Origin of the sequence: Kineosporia rhizophila, assembly GCF_021277265.1 — a bacterium.
Lineage (GTDB): Bacteria > Actinomycetota > Actinomycetes > Actinomycetales > Kineosporiaceae > Kineosporia > Kineosporia rhizophila.
Map to the genome: position 1 here is coordinate 440,733 of NZ_JAJSOH010000002.1, position 15,976 is coordinate 456,708.

Genomic DNA, 15,976 nt, shown 5'->3' on the forward strand with positions numbered 1-15,976 from the left:
TCAGGGTTCGCGGCGCGCCCGCACCACCACCACGAGCCCCAGCAGCATCAGCACAGCTCCGGGCACCACCGCCGGGGGCGGCGCCTCGCCCAGCCAGACCCAGGCCAGCAGCGCCGCCCCGGGCACCTCCAGCAGGATGGCCAGGGCCAGGGGCGTGGGCCCGACCACCGGCAGGGCGGCGTTGAAGAAGGTGTGTCCCAGGACCTGCGCACCCAGGGTCAGCACACCGATCTCGATCCAGGTGCGGGTGCTGAAACCGGTGAGCCCGGTACCGGTCAGGAACGCCACCGGCAGCATCACCAGGGCGCACGAGGCGTAGGCGACGAGGGTGTAGAGCGCCGGGGTGGTGGTCCGCATGACCCGCTGCCCGGCCAGCACGTAGCCCACCATGGCCAGGGCCGACAGCAGCGAGAGGGCGTCCCCGGCGAGAGCCTGCGGCGAGCGCCCGGCGTCCACCCCGGTGATCGCCACCACGCCGGTCATCGAGACCGCGACCCCGATCAGCACCGGCCGGGGTACCGGCACCCGCCGGAAGAGGTCGATGGCCACCAGGAAGACCGGTGTGGTGGAGACCAGGGCGGTGGCGGCGGCCACGCTGCTCAGCCGCAGGCCGGCGAACCAGGTGGTGAAGTGGACGGCCAGCACCACTCCGGAGAACACCGACAGGCGCAGCGCTTCGGGGGTGAGCCGGCTGCGCGGGCCGAGCAGCGCCCAGGTGCCGCTGACCCCGGCGCCGACCAGGTTGCGCCAGAACGCGATCGCCACCACCGGGGCCAGGGTGGAGGCGGTCAGCGGGGCCGAGATCGAGACCCCGAGCACGCCGATCGCGACCAGGGTCCAAGCACGCAGGACAGTCACAGGAACCTCTCGCGGGCCCGCAAGTCACGGCCGCGCGGTGATCAGGTCACGTCCCGGCCACAGCTCGGTAGCAGACCGCGCGGACCGGACGGAACGGCCAGATGGGTATGGCAGTCTCGCATCTGTGACCACCCACCCCGCGTCCGGCAACGGGCAGCAGTTGCGCCGCCCGCTGTCCCCGGTCGAGGCCGCCCTGGTGGCCGAGGCGTGCAGCCGGAGCGACGTGGTGTGGCTGAAACCCGCCGGAGCGGAGCGCTATCAGGCGGTCTGGCACACCTGGCACGACGACGCGGTGGCAGTGGTCTACGGCTCGGGCGAGCAGATGCTGCCGATGCTGAGCGGCGAGGTCGAGGTGATGGCCCGCAGCAAGGACACCGGCGCTGCGGTCATCGGCTTCCTGGCCCACGTGGACACGCTCACCGCGCACACCCCGGAGTGGGACGCGGCTGCCACCGTGCTCTCGGCGGCCCGGCTGAACGCGGTCGACGTGGCCCAGCAACGCGAGCGGTGGGCCTCCGGCGCGATGATCGCGCTGCTGCGCCCGACCGCCGTCACGGTGGCCGCGGAGGGCGACGACGACACGCCCTCGGGTGCCATCGAGCCGCTCGGGGGCCCGGCCACCACCACCGGCCGCAGGCCCTTCCACTGGGGCGGGCGGTTGCGGCGGGCGCTGCGGCTGAGCCGGCGCCAGGAGAACGACCAGGACTGAGTGCGGTGACCGGCGCCACCCGTTTCCCGGCGCGCCGATTCGAAACCGTCCACCTAGTCTGAGGCGCGTGAGCGCTGCCGCGAATCGCGTGTTCGTCGCGCGGATGGCCGGGCTGGCCGTCTTCGATCCGCTCGGCGACCAGGTCGGCCGGGTCCGCGACGTCATCGTCATGTTCCGCCCCGGCAAGCCGACCCGCGTGGTCGGGCTGGTGGTCGAGGTGGTCGGCCGCCGCCGGGTGTTCCTGCCGATGACCCGGGTGACCAACATCGACGCCGGTCAGGTGATCACCACCGGGCTGGTCAACATGCGCCGCTTCGAGCAGCGCCCGACCGAGACGCTGGTCCTGGGCGAGCTGCTCGACCGCACCGTCACGTTCCGGGAGGACGGCGGCCAGGTCACCATCGAGGACGTGGCCATGCAGGCCAACCGGGCCAAGGAGTGGCGGCTGTGCCGGGCCTACGTGCGCCGGGTGCGGCAGGGCCGGTTCGCCCGCAAGGGTGAAGCCTTCGTCGTCGACATCGACGCGCTGGAGGGCTTCGGCATCGTCGAGGAACGCCAGGGTGCGGCCAACCTGCTGGCCGCCTTCGACGGGCTGAAGGCCGCCGACCTGGCCGAGGTGATCCACGAACTGGCCCCCAAGCGCCGTCATGAGGTGGCCTCGGCGCTGACCGACGACCGGCTCGCCGACGTGCTGGAGGAACTGCCCGAGGAGGTCCAGGTCGAGCTGCTGACCGAGCTGGAGTCGGGCCGGGCGGCCGACGTGCTCGAGGCGATGCAGCCCGACGACGCCGCCGACCTGCTCTCCGAACTGCCGCTGGACCAGCGCGACCAGCTGCTGGAACTGATGGAGCCGGACGAGGCCGAGGACGTGCGCCGGCTGCTGGCCTACGGCGACGACACGGCCGGTGGCCTGATGACCCCCGAGCCGGTGGTGCTGCCGCCGGACGCGGCGATCGCCGAGGCGCTGGCCCGGGTGCGGCGGGCCGAGCTGTCCTCCGCGCTGGCCGCCGCGGTGTTCGTCTGCCGGCCCCCGCTGGAGACCCCGACCGGCAAGTTCCTCGGCATGGTGCACATCCAGCGGATGCTCCGCGAGCCGCCGTCCCAGCTGCTCGGCCGGATCGTGGACAAGGACGTGAAGAGCCTGCCCGCCGACGCCACGCTGGAGCAGGTGGCCCGGCACCTGGCGCACTACAACCTGGTCTCGGTGCCGGTCACCGACGCCCAGGGCCGGCTGATCGGCGCGGTCACCGTCGACGACGTCCTGGACCACCTGCTGCCCGACCACTGGCGGGAGGATCCGGCCGACCTGCGCGACGTCGGTATGACCGGGGAGATCCCGCGTGTCGGCTGAGAGCAGGAAGAGCGTCCGTAAGCCGGCCGAGCGCCGCAAGCCGGCCGAGCGCCGCAAGCCGGCCGAGCGCCGTAAACCGGCCGACGCCCGGCCCGTCGAGCGAGAACGCGAACGCGACGAGCCGGGCGGTCTGAGCAGCCGCCTGAAGCGCTGGCAGCAGCAGTTCGTCTCCGGGTTCGAGAGCCGCGGCAGCGAGCTGGACACCCCGCTGGACGCCTCCCGGCGCAACCGGCGCAGCGGGCCCCCGGTCGACGCCGAGCGGTTCGGCCGGGCCTCGGAGAAGTTCGCCCGGTTCATGGGCACGGCCACGTTCCTGGTCGGCATGTCGGTGTTCGTGTTCGGCTGGCTGACCTGGAACTGGCTGGCCCCGGAGAACCTGCAGTTCGACCCGCGCCGGCTGAACTTCACGCTGATGACCCTGATCCTGAGCCTGCAGGCCTCCTACGCGGCGCCGCTGATCCTGCTGGCCCAGAACCGGCAGGCCGACCGCGACCGGGTGGCCGCCGAGCAGGACCGGGACCGGGCCGAGCGGGCGCTGGCCGACACCGAGTACCTGGCCCGGGAGGTGGCCGCCCTGCGGATCGCGCTGGGCGAGGTGGCCACCCGGGACTTCGTCCGCTCCGAACTGCGCAGCCTGCTCGAGGAGTACCGGCCGGCCGGTGACGGCGAGGAGAAACCCCGCTCGGCCAAGAAGAAGAGCACAGCCGGCAAGACCCCGAAGTCACCGAAAGAAGTCAGGCCGGCCTCGAACGGCTCACCCAACGGCACCCGGCCGGCCCCGGCCGGAACCGCTCGCGACGGTGTGCAGCCGGAGGATCACCGTTCCGGCTTAACAAACGACGCAGTGGTGCCGACAGAGAGTTCGTGACGACGACCCCTCCGGGCGCCGGGGTGAATGCCGGCGTACCTCGCCAGCCCGGTCCGTCGCCACAGGCTGGGCGACGCCGGCTGGGCGACGTGCTGGTCGAGTCCGGGCTGCTGAAGCCCGAGCAGCTCGAGCACGCGCTGAACGAGCAGCGTCGCCCGGACGCCCCCCGGCGCCGGCTCGGCCAGGTGGTCTCCGACCTCGGCTACGCCACCGAGCGCGACGTCGCCGAGGCCCTGGCCAAGTTGCTGGGCCTGCAGATCGTCGACCTCTCGCGCACGATGCCGGCCCCCGACGTGGTGCGCCTCCTGCCCCGCGCGGTCGCCGAGCGCACCCGCGTCCTGGTGCTCGACCGCACCCCCAAGGGCCTGCTGGTGGCCGCCACCGACCCGACCAACGTGCTCGCGCTGGACGACGTGAAGCTGTACACGCGCAGCGCGGACATCACCGTGATGGTGGCCACCGACAGCCAGATCCGCGACCAGCTGGCCCGGGCCTGGTCGCTGGGCTCGGACTCGGCCGCGGTCTCGATGGCCGAGGAGAGCGTCGAGGAGGACGAGGCCGACCTCTCCTCGATGGGCGCGACCGACGACGACGCGCCGATCGTCAAGCTGGTGAACCGGATCTTCGGTGACGCCGTGCGGCTGCGGGCCTCCGACATCCACGTCGAGGTGCAGCGCGACGTGCTGCGGGTGCGCTACCGGATCGACGGCGTGCTGCGCGACGTGATGAACGCCCCGCGCCGGATCGCCACCTCGGTGATCAGCCGGATCAAGATCATGTCGGGTCTGGACATCTCCGAGCGCCGGATCCCGCAGGACGGCCGCACCCGGATCGTGGTCGAGACCATGGCGATCGACTGCCGGATCAGCACGCTGCCCAGCCTGCACGGCGAGAAGGTGGTCATCCGGCTGCTGACCCGCGGCGACGAGGTGCCCAGCCTGGCCGCGCTGGGGTTCGAGCCCCGGCAGCTGGCCGACTTCGAGGCCTCGCTGAACGTGCCGCAGGGGCTGGTGCTGATCACCGGCCCGACCGGCTCGGGCAAGACCAACACCCTGTACTCCGCGATCGCGCAGATCAGCGATCCGGAGAAGAACATCGTCACGCTCGAGGACCCGGTCGAGGTGCAGCTGCCGGGGATCACCCAGGTCGGTGCGAACGCCAAGATCGGGATGACCTTCGCGGCCGGCCTGCGCTCGATCCTGCGGCAGGACCCGGACATCATCCTGGTCGGTGAGGTCCGGGACGAGGAGACCGCCGAACTGGCGCTGACCGCCTCGATCACCGGTCACCTGGTGCTGACCACGCTGCACACCAACTCCGCGGTGGCCGCGCTGACCCGGCTGGTCGACATGGGGGTCGAGCCGTTCCTCGTGGCCTCGTCGCTGACCTGCGCGATCGCCCAGCGACTGGTGCGCACGCCGTGCGCGAACTGCATCGCCCCCTACCGGCCCGACGCCGACACGCTGACCGTGCTCGGGCTGCTGCCCAGCGACCTCGAGGGGGCCACCCCGATGAAGGGCACCGGCTGCCCGGAGTGCGGCGGCACCGGCTACAAGGGCCGGACCGCCGTGTACGAGGTGCTGGTGGTGGACAGCACCATGCGCAAGGTTCTGATGACCGACGCCAGCGAGTCGGCGATCTCCGCAGCCGCGCGCAAGGCCGGGATGTCCACCCTGCGGATGTCCGGCCTGCAGAAGGCCCGGGAGGGCAAGACCACCTACGAAGAGGTCGTCCGGGTCACGCACTCCGACAGCGGCGAGGTGCGGGCCTGCCCCGCGTGCGGCAAGCACGTCGAGGCGGACATGATCGTCTGCCCGTACTGCGCGACCAACCTCGACCGGGGCCACTGCCAGAGCTGCGGAAGGACGGTCGAGCCGGACTGGAACACCTGCCCGTACTGCCGGGCCGGTCTACCTCACTAGCTGCGCTGCTTGATCAGCAGACCGAGCTGGTGGCCGACCTCCTCGGACAGCGCGCGCAGCTCCCGGACGTCCTCGTCGGCCCAGTTCCGGGGCTTGTGGTCGATCGCGCAGAGCGCCCCCACCACCTGGCCGTCGTCGCCGGCGACCAGCGGCACGCCCGCGTAGGCGATCACCCCGAGCTCCATGATCGCCAGGTTCTTCTTCACCAGCGGGTCGTCGTGGGCGTTGGCCACCACGAACGGCTCGCCCGAGGTGACCACGTGCTGGCAGAACGAGTGGGTCAGCGGCGTCCAGCGCTCGGACATCCACGGCTCGGCCAGCCCGAAGGCGCCGGGCAGGGCCTGGCCCTCCGTGTCGACCAGCGAGATCAGCGCCACCGGGCTGCCCAGGCGGTTCGCCGTGCGCAGGCACAGCTCGTCGAGGCCGGGTACTGCGCCCGCCGGTAGCGGGGTTCGTGGCGGGAGCTCCACCACACCTCCAAGTTCGTACGCCCGGCCCGTTCCCCCAGCCGATCGCGTTCCCGTGCACCAAGGGCTCCCCCGGTCCGGCACCATCCTCCGGCAGATCCGGCAATTGCGCGCGCTGAATCGTTATCAACCACCTTCCGGGCGGGTACCCGCCGGTGCTGAGGCCCCCGCGCAGCGTCATACAGTGGCGGTATGACAGCGCCGCTGCTCGATGCCGTCCACGCCGCCCTCGCCACGGTCAACGATCCCGAGATCCGCCGTCCGATCACCGAACTCGACATGGTCGAGTCGGTCGACGTCGACGGCGGCACGGTCCGGGTCCGGATCCTCCTGACGGTGGCCGGCTGTCCGATGCGCGACCGGCTGACGCAGGACACGAAGGCCGCGGTGGGCGCTGTGACCGGTGTCTCAGAGGTCGTGGTCGACCTGGGCGTGATGTCCGACCAGCAGCGCGGCGACCTGCGCGACAAACTGCGCGGCGGTCAGGTCACCAAGGAGAACCCGTTCACCCGGCCCGGCTCCCTGACCCGGATCTACGCCGTCGCCTCGGGCAAGGGCGGGGTGGGCAAGTCGTCGGTCACGGTCAACCTGGCCGCGGCGATGGCCGCCGAAGGGCTTTCGGTGGGCGTGCTGGACGCCGACGTCTACGGCTTCTCGGTGCCCCGCATGCTCGGCGTCGACCGGCCGCCGACCCGGATGGACGACATGATCCTGCCGCCCATCTCGCAGGACGTGAAGGTCATCTCGATCGGCATGTTCGTGCCGGGCAACCAGCCGGTGGTCTGGCGGGGGCCGATGCTGCACCGCGCGCTCGAGCAGTTCCTGACCGACGTGTTCTGGGGCGACCTCGACGTGCTCCTGCTCGACCTGCCGCCGGGCACCGGCGACATCGCGATCAGCGTGGCCCAGCTGCTGCCGAGCGCGGAGATCCTGGTGGTCACCACGCCGCAGCAGGCCGCCGCCGAGGTGGCCGAGCGGGCCGGGTCGATCGCCCTGCAGACCAAGCAGCAGGTGATCGGCGTGGTCGAGAACATGTCCTGGCTGGAGCAGCCCGACGGCACCCGGCTGGAGATCTTCGGCTCCGGCGGCGGGCAGGCGGTGGCCGACTCGCTGGGTGAGGCGATCGGTGCGCCGGTGCCGCTGCTCGGGCAGATCCCGCTCGACGTCTCGCTGCGTGAGGGTGGCGACGGTGGCGTTCCGGTGGTCCGGTCCAACCCCGACAGCGCGGCGGCGCAGGCGCTCACCGTGGTGGCGCGCAAGCTGGCCAAGCGGGCCCGCGGGCTGGCCGGCCGGTCGCTCGGGCTCACGCCCGCGGGTCGCTGAGAAGAACCGAACTTGAAGACGTTCGTGGGCACCCAGGGCGCGACGGCGGCGGTCGGTGCCCACGAACGTCTCTAGTTGGAAGCTCTGGATCGCTGGTGACATGAGTCAGGCCCGGGAATCCTCCCGGGCCTGACTCATGTCTGAGGTCGTTCAGGTGGCGTCCGTGTCGAACGCCGGGGTGCCGTTCGGATCGGCCGGCTTGGAATCCGCCGCCGAGCGCGACGGGGTGCTCTCGGCCGGACCTCGCGAGCTCTTCTTCTGTTCGAAGTCGGGCGTGAGGTCTTCCTTGTTGTAGCCGTTGTCCTTCAGGCCGAGCGGATCGTCCGGGTCCCACGCGTCGGACAGGGCGTCGCGCACGATCCTGCGCGGGTCGTACTGCCGCGGGTCGAGCTTCTGCCAGTCGATCTCGTCGAACTCCGGCCCGATCTCCTCGCGCACCTGCTTCGAGGCACCCTGAGCCATCCGCCGGAGCTCACGCACCATGCGGGCCAGGCCCTGGGCGTACTCCGGCAGCCGTTCCGGGCCGAGGACGACCGCAGCCACCGCCAGCAGGACGATGAACTCGGCCGGATTGATACCGAACACAACGCGAGACTAGGCGGTGCCGGGCGGAACTCCAACCGCCCGGTATCCCGATCCGGCCGCAACTTTCCCGCGCCCGGCCGCCCGGCTGTGACACTCAGTCGCTGGAGGCACTCAGCTTCACCTTCACGTCCTTCTCGCCGCCGCCACCGCGGCGGATGGTCAGGGTGACCTCGTCGCCCGGCTTCTCGGCGCGGATGGCGACGATCAGCTCGTCCGGCGCGGTGACCGGACGGCCGTTGAACTTGGTGATCACGTCGCCCGGCTCGATCCCGGCCGCGTCGGCGGGCCCGCCCGGAGTGACCGGCTCCTGGCCGTTCTGCGCCTTCGAGCTGACCAGGACTCCCTCACCGGTGTAGGTGGAGTCGAGGGTGACGCCGATGATCGGGTGGTCGGCCTTGCCGGTCCGGATCAGTTGCTCGGCGGTGCGCTGGGCCTGGTTGCTGGGGATCGCGAAGCCCAGGCCGATGCTGCCGCCGGTGGTGTCGGTGGTGCCCGGGACCCGGGCGATGGCCGAGTTGACCGCGATCACGTGACCGGCCGCGTTGACCAGCGGGCCGCCGGAGTTACCGGGGTTGATCGCCGCGTCGGTCTGGATGGCGTTGATGAACGCCGGGCTGTCGCCCTCACCGGCGGCGACCGGCCGGTTGAGCGCGCTCACGATGCCGGTGGTGACGGTGCCGGTGAGACCGAGCGGGGCGCCGATGGCCACCACCGGATCGCCGACCTGGACCTCGTCGGAGTCGCCGAAGCGCAGCTCCCGCAGGCCCTTGGCGCGTACCTTGACCACGGCCAGGTCGTAGGAGGCGTCGGCGCCGACCAGGGTGCCCTTGGCCTGGGTACCGTCCTGGAAGACGACCTGGATGGTGGGGTCGTCGGAACCGGCCCCGCCCTCACCGGAGACCACGTGGTTGTTGGTGAGGATGTAGCCGTTCTCGGCGTCGATCACGAAACCGGAGCCGGTGCCCTGGGACTGGCCGGCCACGACCTCGAGCGAGACCACGCTGGGGGTGACCGCCGAGGCTACCCCGGTGACCTCGCCCGCGGTCTGCTCGCGGTTGTCGCGGACCGGCTCGGGCAGGGAGACCGTGGGGGCGCGGCCGTCGGAGTCGACCACGTCGTCGTAGAGCGCGCTCCCCCCGAAACCACCGAGCACACCGGCCAGCAGGCCGACGCCGAGAGCGGCGGCGACCAGCGAGGCCCGGCCCGAGGTGCGGCCGTTGGGACGGCCGTGCGGCGCGGACGACGGCGGGCTCCAGGCCGGCGGGAAACCGGGGACGAACGGTTGGCCGTTGCCCCCGCCCTGGTTCGGGTGCTGGGCCGAGCCGTACGGGACCGGGCCGGTGGTGTTGCCGGCGCCGCTGGTGCCCCCACTGCTGTTGTTGGCGCCGCTGTTGTTGGTGCTGAACGGGCCCGGGGCCGGGTAGGGAGCGCCGACCTGGCCTGGAGCCTGGCTGGGTGCCTGGTGGGGGTTCTGGGCGTTGGCCTGCGGACGCGTGTCGCCCAGATCCGCCGTCCACGAACCGGTGGAGGAACCGCTGGGCGAGGACCAGCCACTCTGGGACGGCTGAGCCGCACCGGGGTAGGCGCTCTGCTGACCGGTGGGGACGGGCGGGGTGGGGTAGCCGCCGTACTGCTGGCCCGCCTGACTCTGCTGGCCCGCCTGACTCTGCTGCCCCGCCCGACTCTGCTGCCCCGCCTGACTTTGCTGGCCCGCCTGGCCGGTCGAGCCCTGCTGGCTCTGTCCGCTCTGGCCCTGACCGGTCGAGCTCTGTCCGGCCTGCGACTGACTCGTCGGGCCCTGGCCGCTCTGGCCCTGACCGCTCTGGCCCTGACCCGTCAGCCCTTGCTGCTCGGCCTGGGCTGCCTGCCCGTAACCCGTCTGTCCGTAGCTCGGCTGGCTCTGCCCCTGGCCATAACCGTTCTGGCCGTAACCGCTCTGCCCCTGCCCGTACGCCGAGCTCTGCCCGTACGCGCCATGGCCTCCCTGGCCGTAACCGCTCTGGCCCTGGCTATATCCGCTCTGCCCCTGGCCGCCGCGACCGTAGCCGCTCTGGGTCTGTGCACTCTGGCCGAACTGGCTCTGGGTGGGCTGACCCTGGTCACCGGCGCGGGGCGGGTAGGCCGGCCACACGGGTGCGGCGACCGACTGACCCGCGGAGGGCTGGGCCTGCTGGGCGGGCTGCTGGGACGCGGATGTGGACTGCTGCTGAGCGTGCTGCGGGGAGCGCCCGGCCGCAGCCTGCGCCTCGTGACCCGCGTTCTGACCCGCCGCACCGAACTGGCCCGGCCCGGCGTTACCGGTCGCGGGACGCTCTGCCGTCGCGTCGTTCCGGTCCGCTTCGCGTCCTGCCCCGGGCTCCGGCGCATCTGCGCGAGGGGCCCAGTAGACCTGCTCGTCCTTCTTCGACGGCTGGTCCTCGTCAGTCATCCCTGCTCCTCGCGGGTGGTGCTCATGAGAGTGCGTCCAAGGCCGGTTCGGCCGGGCTCAACTCTGGCACGCCTACCTGAGTGCGGCGCATCGGACACCGCTTCCGGAAGAACGTGGTGACGGGCACAGCGGTGCTTCGTGCCCATTGTGCTTCGTGGTCCGGACCCGACCACTCGGCCGGGCCGGCGACCGCCGGGGGCACGACGAGATCACTCGGCCGGCCTCAGCGGCCGCCCAGCACCGACCAGCTGCTCTGCGAGTCCCACGGGGTGACGTCGGTGGTGGCGATGTGCCGCACGATGAAGCTGTCCACCGGGGTGACCACGTCGGCCGGGCTGAGTGCGTGGCTGGCCACACCCCCGGCGACCCCGGCCCCGACCAGGCAGGCCGCCCCGACCAGGGTCGCGGCGACCCGGCGCTGGGGCCGGCTGAGCCCGCTGCGGCGCTGGCCGAAGGTGGAGTTGCTACGGCTGGGCGGTGCGGTGGCGGCGAAGACCCGCACGTCGTTCCGGCCGGCGGGGCGGATGCCCGCGCCGGGCGAGACGAAGGCCGGCCGGGGACTGCCGGGCACGTGCTCACGCCGGGGCGGGAGCGGACCGGCCGGGCCCCCCAGGTCGAACAGGTTGCGGAGCAGGTCGTCGCCCGGCTCCGGAACCGTCAGGCTGGCCAGACGCTGCTTCATCAGCCGCTCGACCTCGAGCGCGTCCCGGCATTCCTGACAGTCGGCGAGATGCCTGAGCGCGCGGTCGGCGGCGGCACCCTCGAGTTCGCCGTCGACCAGCTCGCTCAGACGTCCACCGAGATGACTCATTGAGCCACCTGCCCGCTGGGGGCGACGACGGTGCCCGGCGTGGTGCTGGTGGTGCTCTGGGTGAAGTCCGGGGCCGCGGGGCGCCGGTGCGCGAGCTCCTCGCGCAGCAGGGCGCGACCGCGGTGGATCCGCGAGCGCACGGTGCCCAGCTTCACGTCGAGGGTGGCGGCGATCTCCTCGTAGGACAGACCCTCGATGTCGCACAGGACGACCGCGGCCCGGAAGTCCGGCGGCAGCGCGTCGAGCGCCCGCTGGACGTCGTAGTCGAGGTTGTTGTGCTCCCAGGCCCGTTCCGGGCCGGCCTCCCGGCCGGGCAGCCGGTCGGTGACCTCGTCGGTCAGGTTGTCGAACCGGATCCGCTGCTTGCGCCGGGCCTGGTCGAGGAACAGGTTCGTGGTGATCCGGTGCAGCCAGCCCTCGAACGTGCCGGGGGTGTAGGAGGACAGCGAGCGGAAGACCCGGACGAAGACCTCCTGCGTGAGGTCCTCGGCGTCGTGCTGGTTGCCGGTCAGGCGGTAGGCCAGCCGGTAGACCCGGGCCGAGTGCTCGCGGACGATCTCGTCCCAGCTGGGCGGGGTCCAGGCCACCTCGGCGGGGGCCACCTGACCCGGGGCCACCTGGGCAGGCACGGCCTCGCGCACCACGGCGAGCGGGGCGCTGGCGGACTCTGGCGTTTTCGGCGCCTCGTGCGGCAAACCGGACCCTTCGGACGGAGCAAGGCGTGACTCACCCACGCCGCGACCCGCCCGGTCCTGCACTCGCCCACGACCGAACAGCCTCAGCGGGAACGAACCCGCAGGCATCGCGTACGCCGACACCCTGTCTCCCATCCTCGCTCACCGTGCGGGCCTCGTGCCACTCACGTGAGCGCCTCTCGCTCAAATGGTTCCAACGCCGCACCGGTGTGCTGCGTTCCCGATCTGTGTGGTGTGACGCTTCCAGCCGAACCCGAGAGTTACCTGGGAGTCCGGTCCGGGGTCGCTGATCTCCAGCTCCCCTTCCGGATGACCCGGGTCCCGCCCGGCCCACCACCGGGCCCACTGGGCCCCTCACCTTGCCCGCCACCTCGTCCCCCATCGTTCGACTGCCGTGACCACCCGCGTCCTCAATCCTGCGGGTCCCACCCGGACGCCACCATCAGGTCAACCCCCGGTCCGACCCTGAGCTACCCCCGCCGCACCGGCAGTACACACGTCCCCCGAATGCGTCTCCAGAGGTACGCCGGGTGGAGCAGGTCACCCGTCTGCAGTAGATGAGCGTCCACCGGATGGAGCACTACTCTTGGGGTGCCGGAGTGGAAACATCCGAGCCGGTCATACCGCTACACCGGAACCACACCGGACCACACCCGTCACTGGAGCCCGCGATCAAAGCCCCGACGCCCGCCAGCTGGGCCTACGCCGAGACGTTCGTCCCGGAGGACGACGTGCTGGCCCGCGCCCGCGCCCGCGCCGACGAGCTGGGGTGCATCGCGATCGCGCCGGGCGCCGGCGCCGTGCTGGGAGTGGTGGCGGCCGCGCTGCGGGCCCGGGCAGTGGTGGAGATCGGCACCGGTACCGGGGTCAGCGGCCTCTGCCTGCTGCGGGGTATGCCCGCCGACGGGGTCCTCACCACGATCGACGTGGAGGTGGAGAACCAGCGCGCGGCCCGGGAGGCGTTCGCCGAGGCCGGTATCCGCCCCAACCGCACCCGGATGATCCCCGGCCGGGCGCTGGAGGTCCTGCCCCGGCTCACCGACGGCGCCTACGACCTGGTGCTGCTCGAGGCGGCCACGCTCGATGCCGACGAGCACCTGGAGCAGGCCGTCCGGCTGCTGCGCCCGGGCGGGATGCTGGCGGTCGACAACGCCCTCCACCGCGACCGGGTGGCCGATCCGGCCCAGCGCGATCCGGTCACCACCGCGATCCGTGAGCTGGGCAAGTCCGTTCGCGAGCACAAGCAGCTCCTGCCGGCCCTGCTGCCCACCGGGGGCGGCCTGCTGCTGGCGGTGAAGCGCTGAGCGCCGGGGCGCCCGGCGACCGACGGCCGGAAACTGCCCGCAAGGAGCCGTCCGAGCAGGTCATCAGTCCGCTGATGAACTCTTCCGGCTATCGCGGGGTAGACCTGGGTCAGGTCGTGGACAACGCCGCGGCCGCATCCACGCGGGATGCTCAGAAGCAGGCGCCGCCCGCCCGCACCCCGGAACCCGAGGCTCCGGCGAACGGCGCCACGCGCCAGAATCCGCCCGAGCGAATCGATCTCACCCAGTACGACCAGGAACCCGCGCAGTACGGCAGCGACGGGCTCACCGACGAGGAACGCAGCGGCCAGTACCGCACCGGCCCGATCGACCCGAACCGCCCCACTGCACCCCGTCGGCTGATGCGCGGCGGCGAGCAGCTGAGCGTCATGGTGGGCCGGCGGCTGCTGGTCGGCATCACCTTCCTGGACGAGTCGGGCAACGTCACCAACGCCCAGCAGTTCTGTGGGCGGGTGCTCGAGGTGGCCGACGGGGTCGTGGTGGTGGAGCGCCCAGGCGAGCCCGAGCCCGCCGTCCTGCCGGCCGACGTGGCGGCCTACCGCAAGGCCCAGACCGGTCGCTACACCCTGCGCGACACCGGCCAGATCGTGATCGACCCGGACTTCGTGAGCACCTGGCAGGTCGCGGCCGTCGACGGCTGATCCGGTCGGGGTTCAGCGCTCGGGCTCTGCGTCTCCTGCGACGCCCGGCTTCAGCGCAGGCTCTCCAGCCAGCGCAGCAGCAGACGGGTACCGAAGCCCGTGCCGCCCCGGGTGACCTCGTACTCGTCGCGGTCGGAACGGGAGGGGCCGGCGATGTCGAGGTGGGCCCAGCGGGCGCCTTCGGTGAACTCACGCAGGAAGAGGGCGGCCGTGATCGCCCCACCGCCCTTGGTGGCGGCGCCGCGCCCGGGCACGTGCCGGATGTCGGCGACCGGCGAGTCGAGCACCGGGCGGTACTCCTCGACCAAGGGCAGGCGCCAGACCAGTTCGCCGCTGCTGGCGCCGGCCGCGGTCAGGGCTTCGGCCAGGCGGTCGGTGGCGCTGAAGAGGGCGGCGTGCCGCTTGCCGAGGCCGACCGAGGCAGCTCCGGTGAGGGTGGCGATGTCGACCAGGGCCTCGGGATCGAGGTTGCGCACCGCGTAGCCCAGGCCGTCGGCCAGGACCATGCGGCCCTCGGCGTCGGTGTTGAGGATCTCCACCGTCTTGCCGCCGTAGGTGGTGACCACGTCACCCGGCCGGTAGGAACTGGCACCGAAGGCGTTCTCGGCCAGCGGCAGCAGACCGGTCACCGGGCGGCGGACGCCGACCTCGGGACAGGCCAGCAGGGTGGCCAGCACCGCGGCGGCGCCGGACATGTCGGTCTTCATCGGGACCATCGACTCGCGCGGCTTGATCGACAGGCCGCCGGTGTCGTAGGTGATGCCCTTGCCCACCAGCACGACCGGCCGGCGGGCCCGGACCCCTTCGGGCCGGTAGTCGATGCGGACGAACCGCGGTGGCGTGGCGGAGCCGGAACCGACCGCCAAGAGACCGCCGAAACCCTCCTCGGCCAGCCGCGCCTCGTCCCAGATCCGGACCTCGAGGCCTGCGGCGGCCCCGAGCTCGGCGGCCTGGGCAGCGAACCAGGCCGGGTTCTTCAGGTTGGACGGTGTCTCGGCCAGATCGCGGGCGAGCACGGTGGCCCGGGCGTGCGCCCGGCCCCGGTCGAGACCCGCCTCCGGGTGCTTGCCCACCAGGGTCACCTGGGCCGCGGGAGACGATTCCGCCCGCGACTTCAGCCCGGCGCTGGGTGGGGTGTAGGCCCCGAGGACGATGCCCTCGACCACGGCGCGAGCACCCTCTGCCGATGAGCCGTCACCAAGAGTGGTCATCACATGACGACGGCCGCGGGCCGCGCGCCCGAGAGCAGCGGCGGCCCGGCGTAGATCCTGCGGAGTACCGGCCCCGATCCCGACGAGCACGAACCGCCCGGGAAGCCCGGAGGGAGCCATCACCGGCACCCGGACGATCTCGCCCGCACTGCCCTTCACCCGCTCGGCCGCGATCACCGCGGTCAGGTTCACCCCGTAGGCGGCGGCGACCTGATCGCCGTGCCGGTCCGCGACGACCGCGTCTGCGGCCTTGCGGACCGACACTGCGACCAGGTCGGCCTCCTGCGTCCCGCGCAGTGCCGAGACGAGGGTCCCGGACCTGCTCGCGACGCTGGTCTGCGGTCCCACCCGGGGCACTACCGCTACCGGTGCCGCCGCAACCATCTGTTCCTGACCTCCGTCGCCACGGCCGGTGGGCGCCGGCCGACTCAGTACTAGTTACCTACCGCCTTGAGCGCATCGCCCAGCTCACTCGCCTCTGTGGCGGACATCTCAACCACCAGCCGGCCGCCACCTTCGAGAGGAACGCGCATGACGATGCCGCGCCCTTCCTTCGTGACCTCCAGCGGTCCGTCGCCGGTCCTCGGCTTCATGGCCGCCATCTGGCTCCCCTTCCTCGGCGCGACTCCTGATCATGGAATCGCTGAATGCTAGTGGGCACAACACCCGCCGCGAACCCGTGCCAGGCACGGAGCGTTACCTCGAGCATTATCCCGCTTACCGGTTCCACTACGAAACGCGGTGGCCCCCGGCGGGGTCCGCACGCCTCATTTTGCTGCCAC

Annotated in this window: 15 protein-coding genes; 7 read left to right on the forward strand and 8 right to left on the reverse strand. The window is 72.1% G+C overall.

Annotated elements, in window-relative coordinates:
- Window positions 1–858, reverse strand: a complete 858-nt coding sequence (locus LWF15_RS05400) for a DMT family transporter (protein ID WP_232809243.1) — start codon at window positions 856–858, stop codon at window positions 1–3.
- Between the two features lie 124 nt (window positions 859–982).
- Here LWF15_RS05400 and LWF15_RS05405 point away from each other — a divergent pair, with 124 nt between their 5' ends.
- The 4 genes from LWF15_RS05405 (at window position 983) to LWF15_RS05420 (ending at window position 5,708) form a co-directional block, all read left to right on the forward strand.
- Entirely contained in the window at window positions 983–1,567 is a 585-nt protein-coding gene (locus LWF15_RS05405) for a hypothetical protein (protein WP_232809244.1), read from the forward strand.
- Between the two features lie 67 nt (window positions 1,568–1,634).
- Window positions 1,635–2,918: a magnesium transporter MgtE N-terminal domain-containing protein gene (locus tag LWF15_RS05410; RefSeq protein ID WP_232809245.1), complete on the forward strand. Its 1,284-nt coding sequence runs from the start codon at window positions 1,635–1,637 to the stop codon at window positions 2,916–2,918.
- A 196-nt stretch (window positions 2,919–3,114) separates the two neighbouring features.
- Window positions 3,115–3,786 (forward strand): DUF1003 domain-containing protein, encoded by a 672-nt coding sequence (locus LWF15_RS05415; protein WP_352396502.1) that lies wholly within the window; start codon window positions 3,115–3,117, stop codon window positions 3,784–3,786.
- Complete coding sequence (locus LWF15_RS05420; protein ID WP_232809247.1) at window positions 3,783–5,708, forward strand: ATPase, T2SS/T4P/T4SS family; 1,926 nt, start codon at window positions 3,783–3,785, stop codon at window positions 5,706–5,708. Before LWF15_RS05415 ends, LWF15_RS05420 begins: the two co-directional genes overlap by 4 nt.
- Here LWF15_RS05420 and LWF15_RS05425 read toward each other — a convergent pair.
- On the reverse strand, window positions 5,705–6,178 hold the full coding sequence (locus LWF15_RS05425) for a GAF domain-containing protein (RefSeq protein ID WP_232809248.1): 474 nt from the start codon (window positions 6,176–6,178) through the stop codon (window positions 5,705–5,707). The two genes, LWF15_RS05420 and LWF15_RS05425, sit on opposite strands and share 4 nt — an antisense overlap.
- A gap of 189 nt (window positions 6,179–6,367) precedes the next feature.
- Between LWF15_RS05425 and LWF15_RS05430 the strand changes: the two genes are divergently transcribed.
- Complete coding sequence (locus tag LWF15_RS05430) at window positions 6,368–7,498, forward strand: Mrp/NBP35 family ATP-binding protein (RefSeq protein WP_232809249.1); 1,131 nt, start codon at window positions 6,368–6,370, stop codon at window positions 7,496–7,498.
- A 150-nt stretch (window positions 7,499–7,648) separates the two neighbouring features.
- Here the strand turns inward: LWF15_RS05430 and LWF15_RS05435 are convergent, their stop codons facing one another.
- The 4 genes from LWF15_RS05435 to sigE form a co-directional block, all read right to left on the reverse strand.
- A complete protein-coding gene (locus LWF15_RS05435) occupies window positions 7,649–8,083 on the reverse strand; it encodes a twin-arginine translocase TatA/TatE family subunit (protein ID WP_232809250.1) in 435 nt (144 codons plus the stop codon).
- A 94-nt stretch (window positions 8,084–8,177) separates the two neighbouring features.
- Complete coding sequence (locus tag LWF15_RS05440) at window positions 8,178–10,511, reverse strand: S1C family serine protease (protein WP_232809251.1); 2,334 nt, start codon at window positions 10,509–10,511, stop codon at window positions 8,178–8,180.
- Between the two features lie 223 nt (window positions 10,512–10,734).
- Window positions 10,735–11,322, reverse strand: a complete 588-nt coding sequence (locus LWF15_RS05445; protein WP_232809252.1) for an anti-sigma factor family protein — start codon at window positions 11,320–11,322, stop codon at window positions 10,735–10,737.
- Complete coding sequence (sigE, locus tag LWF15_RS05450) at window positions 11,319–12,017, reverse strand: RNA polymerase sigma factor SigE (RefSeq protein ID WP_232809253.1); 699 nt, start codon at window positions 12,015–12,017, stop codon at window positions 11,319–11,321. The genes LWF15_RS05445 and sigE overlap by 4 nt, the downstream gene beginning before the upstream one ends.
- 572 nt (window positions 12,018–12,589) lie before the next feature.
- Here sigE and LWF15_RS05455 point away from each other — a divergent pair.
- Together LWF15_RS05455 and LWF15_RS05460 are read left to right on the forward strand one after the other, a co-directional pair.
- Window positions 12,590–13,321 carry an O-methyltransferase gene (locus LWF15_RS05455; RefSeq protein WP_232809254.1) on the forward strand — a complete coding sequence of 244 codons (732 nt, stop codon included), beginning with the start codon at window positions 12,590–12,592 and terminating at the stop codon, window positions 13,319–13,321.
- Window positions 13,322–13,395: 74 nt separating this feature from the next.
- Window positions 13,396–13,983 (forward strand): hypothetical protein, encoded by a 588-nt coding sequence (locus LWF15_RS05460; protein ID WP_232809255.1) that lies wholly within the window; start codon window positions 13,396–13,398, stop codon window positions 13,981–13,983.
- Window positions 13,984–14,033: 50 nt separating this feature from the next.
- On the opposite strand, the gene LWF15_RS05465 is transcribed toward LWF15_RS05460, so the two are convergent.
- Window positions 14,034–15,542 carry a leucyl aminopeptidase gene (locus LWF15_RS05465; RefSeq protein ID WP_232809256.1) on the reverse strand — a complete coding sequence of 503 codons (1,509 nt, stop codon included), beginning with the start codon at window positions 15,540–15,542 and terminating at the stop codon, window positions 14,034–14,036.
- 86 nt (window positions 15,543–15,628) lie between these two features.
- On the reverse strand, window positions 15,629–15,796 hold the full coding sequence (locus tag LWF15_RS05470; RefSeq protein ID WP_214156703.1) for a DUF3117 domain-containing protein: 168 nt from the start codon (window positions 15,794–15,796) through the stop codon (window positions 15,629–15,631).
- Window positions 15,797–15,976: the final 180 nt, after the last annotated feature.

What these genes read in the sequence shown, in the direction of transcription:
- LWF15_RS05430 (WP_232809249.1), top strand. Translation starts at nt 6,368, where the DNA reads ATGACAGCGCCGCTGCTCGATGCCGTCCACGCCGCCCTCGCCACGGTC.
- LWF15_RS05440 (WP_232809251.1), bottom strand. Translation starts at nt 10,511, where the DNA reads ATGACTGACGAGGACCAGCCGTCGAAGAAGGACGAGCAGGTCTACTGG.
- LWF15_RS05445 (WP_232809252.1), bottom strand. Translation starts at nt 11,322, where the DNA reads ATGAGTCATCTCGGTGGACGTCTGAGCGAGCTGGTCGACGGCGAACTC.
- LWF15_RS05455 (WP_232809254.1), top strand. Translation starts at nt 12,590, where the DNA reads ATGGAGCACTACTCTTGGGGTGCCGGAGTGGAAACATCCGAGCCGGTC.
- LWF15_RS05460 (WP_232809255.1), top strand. Translation starts at nt 13,396, where the DNA reads ATGAACTCTTCCGGCTATCGCGGGGTAGACCTGGGTCAGGTCGTGGAC.
- LWF15_RS05470 (WP_214156703.1), bottom strand. Translation starts at nt 15,796, where the DNA reads ATGGCGGCCATGAAGCCGAGGACCGGCGACGGACCGCTGGAGGTCACG.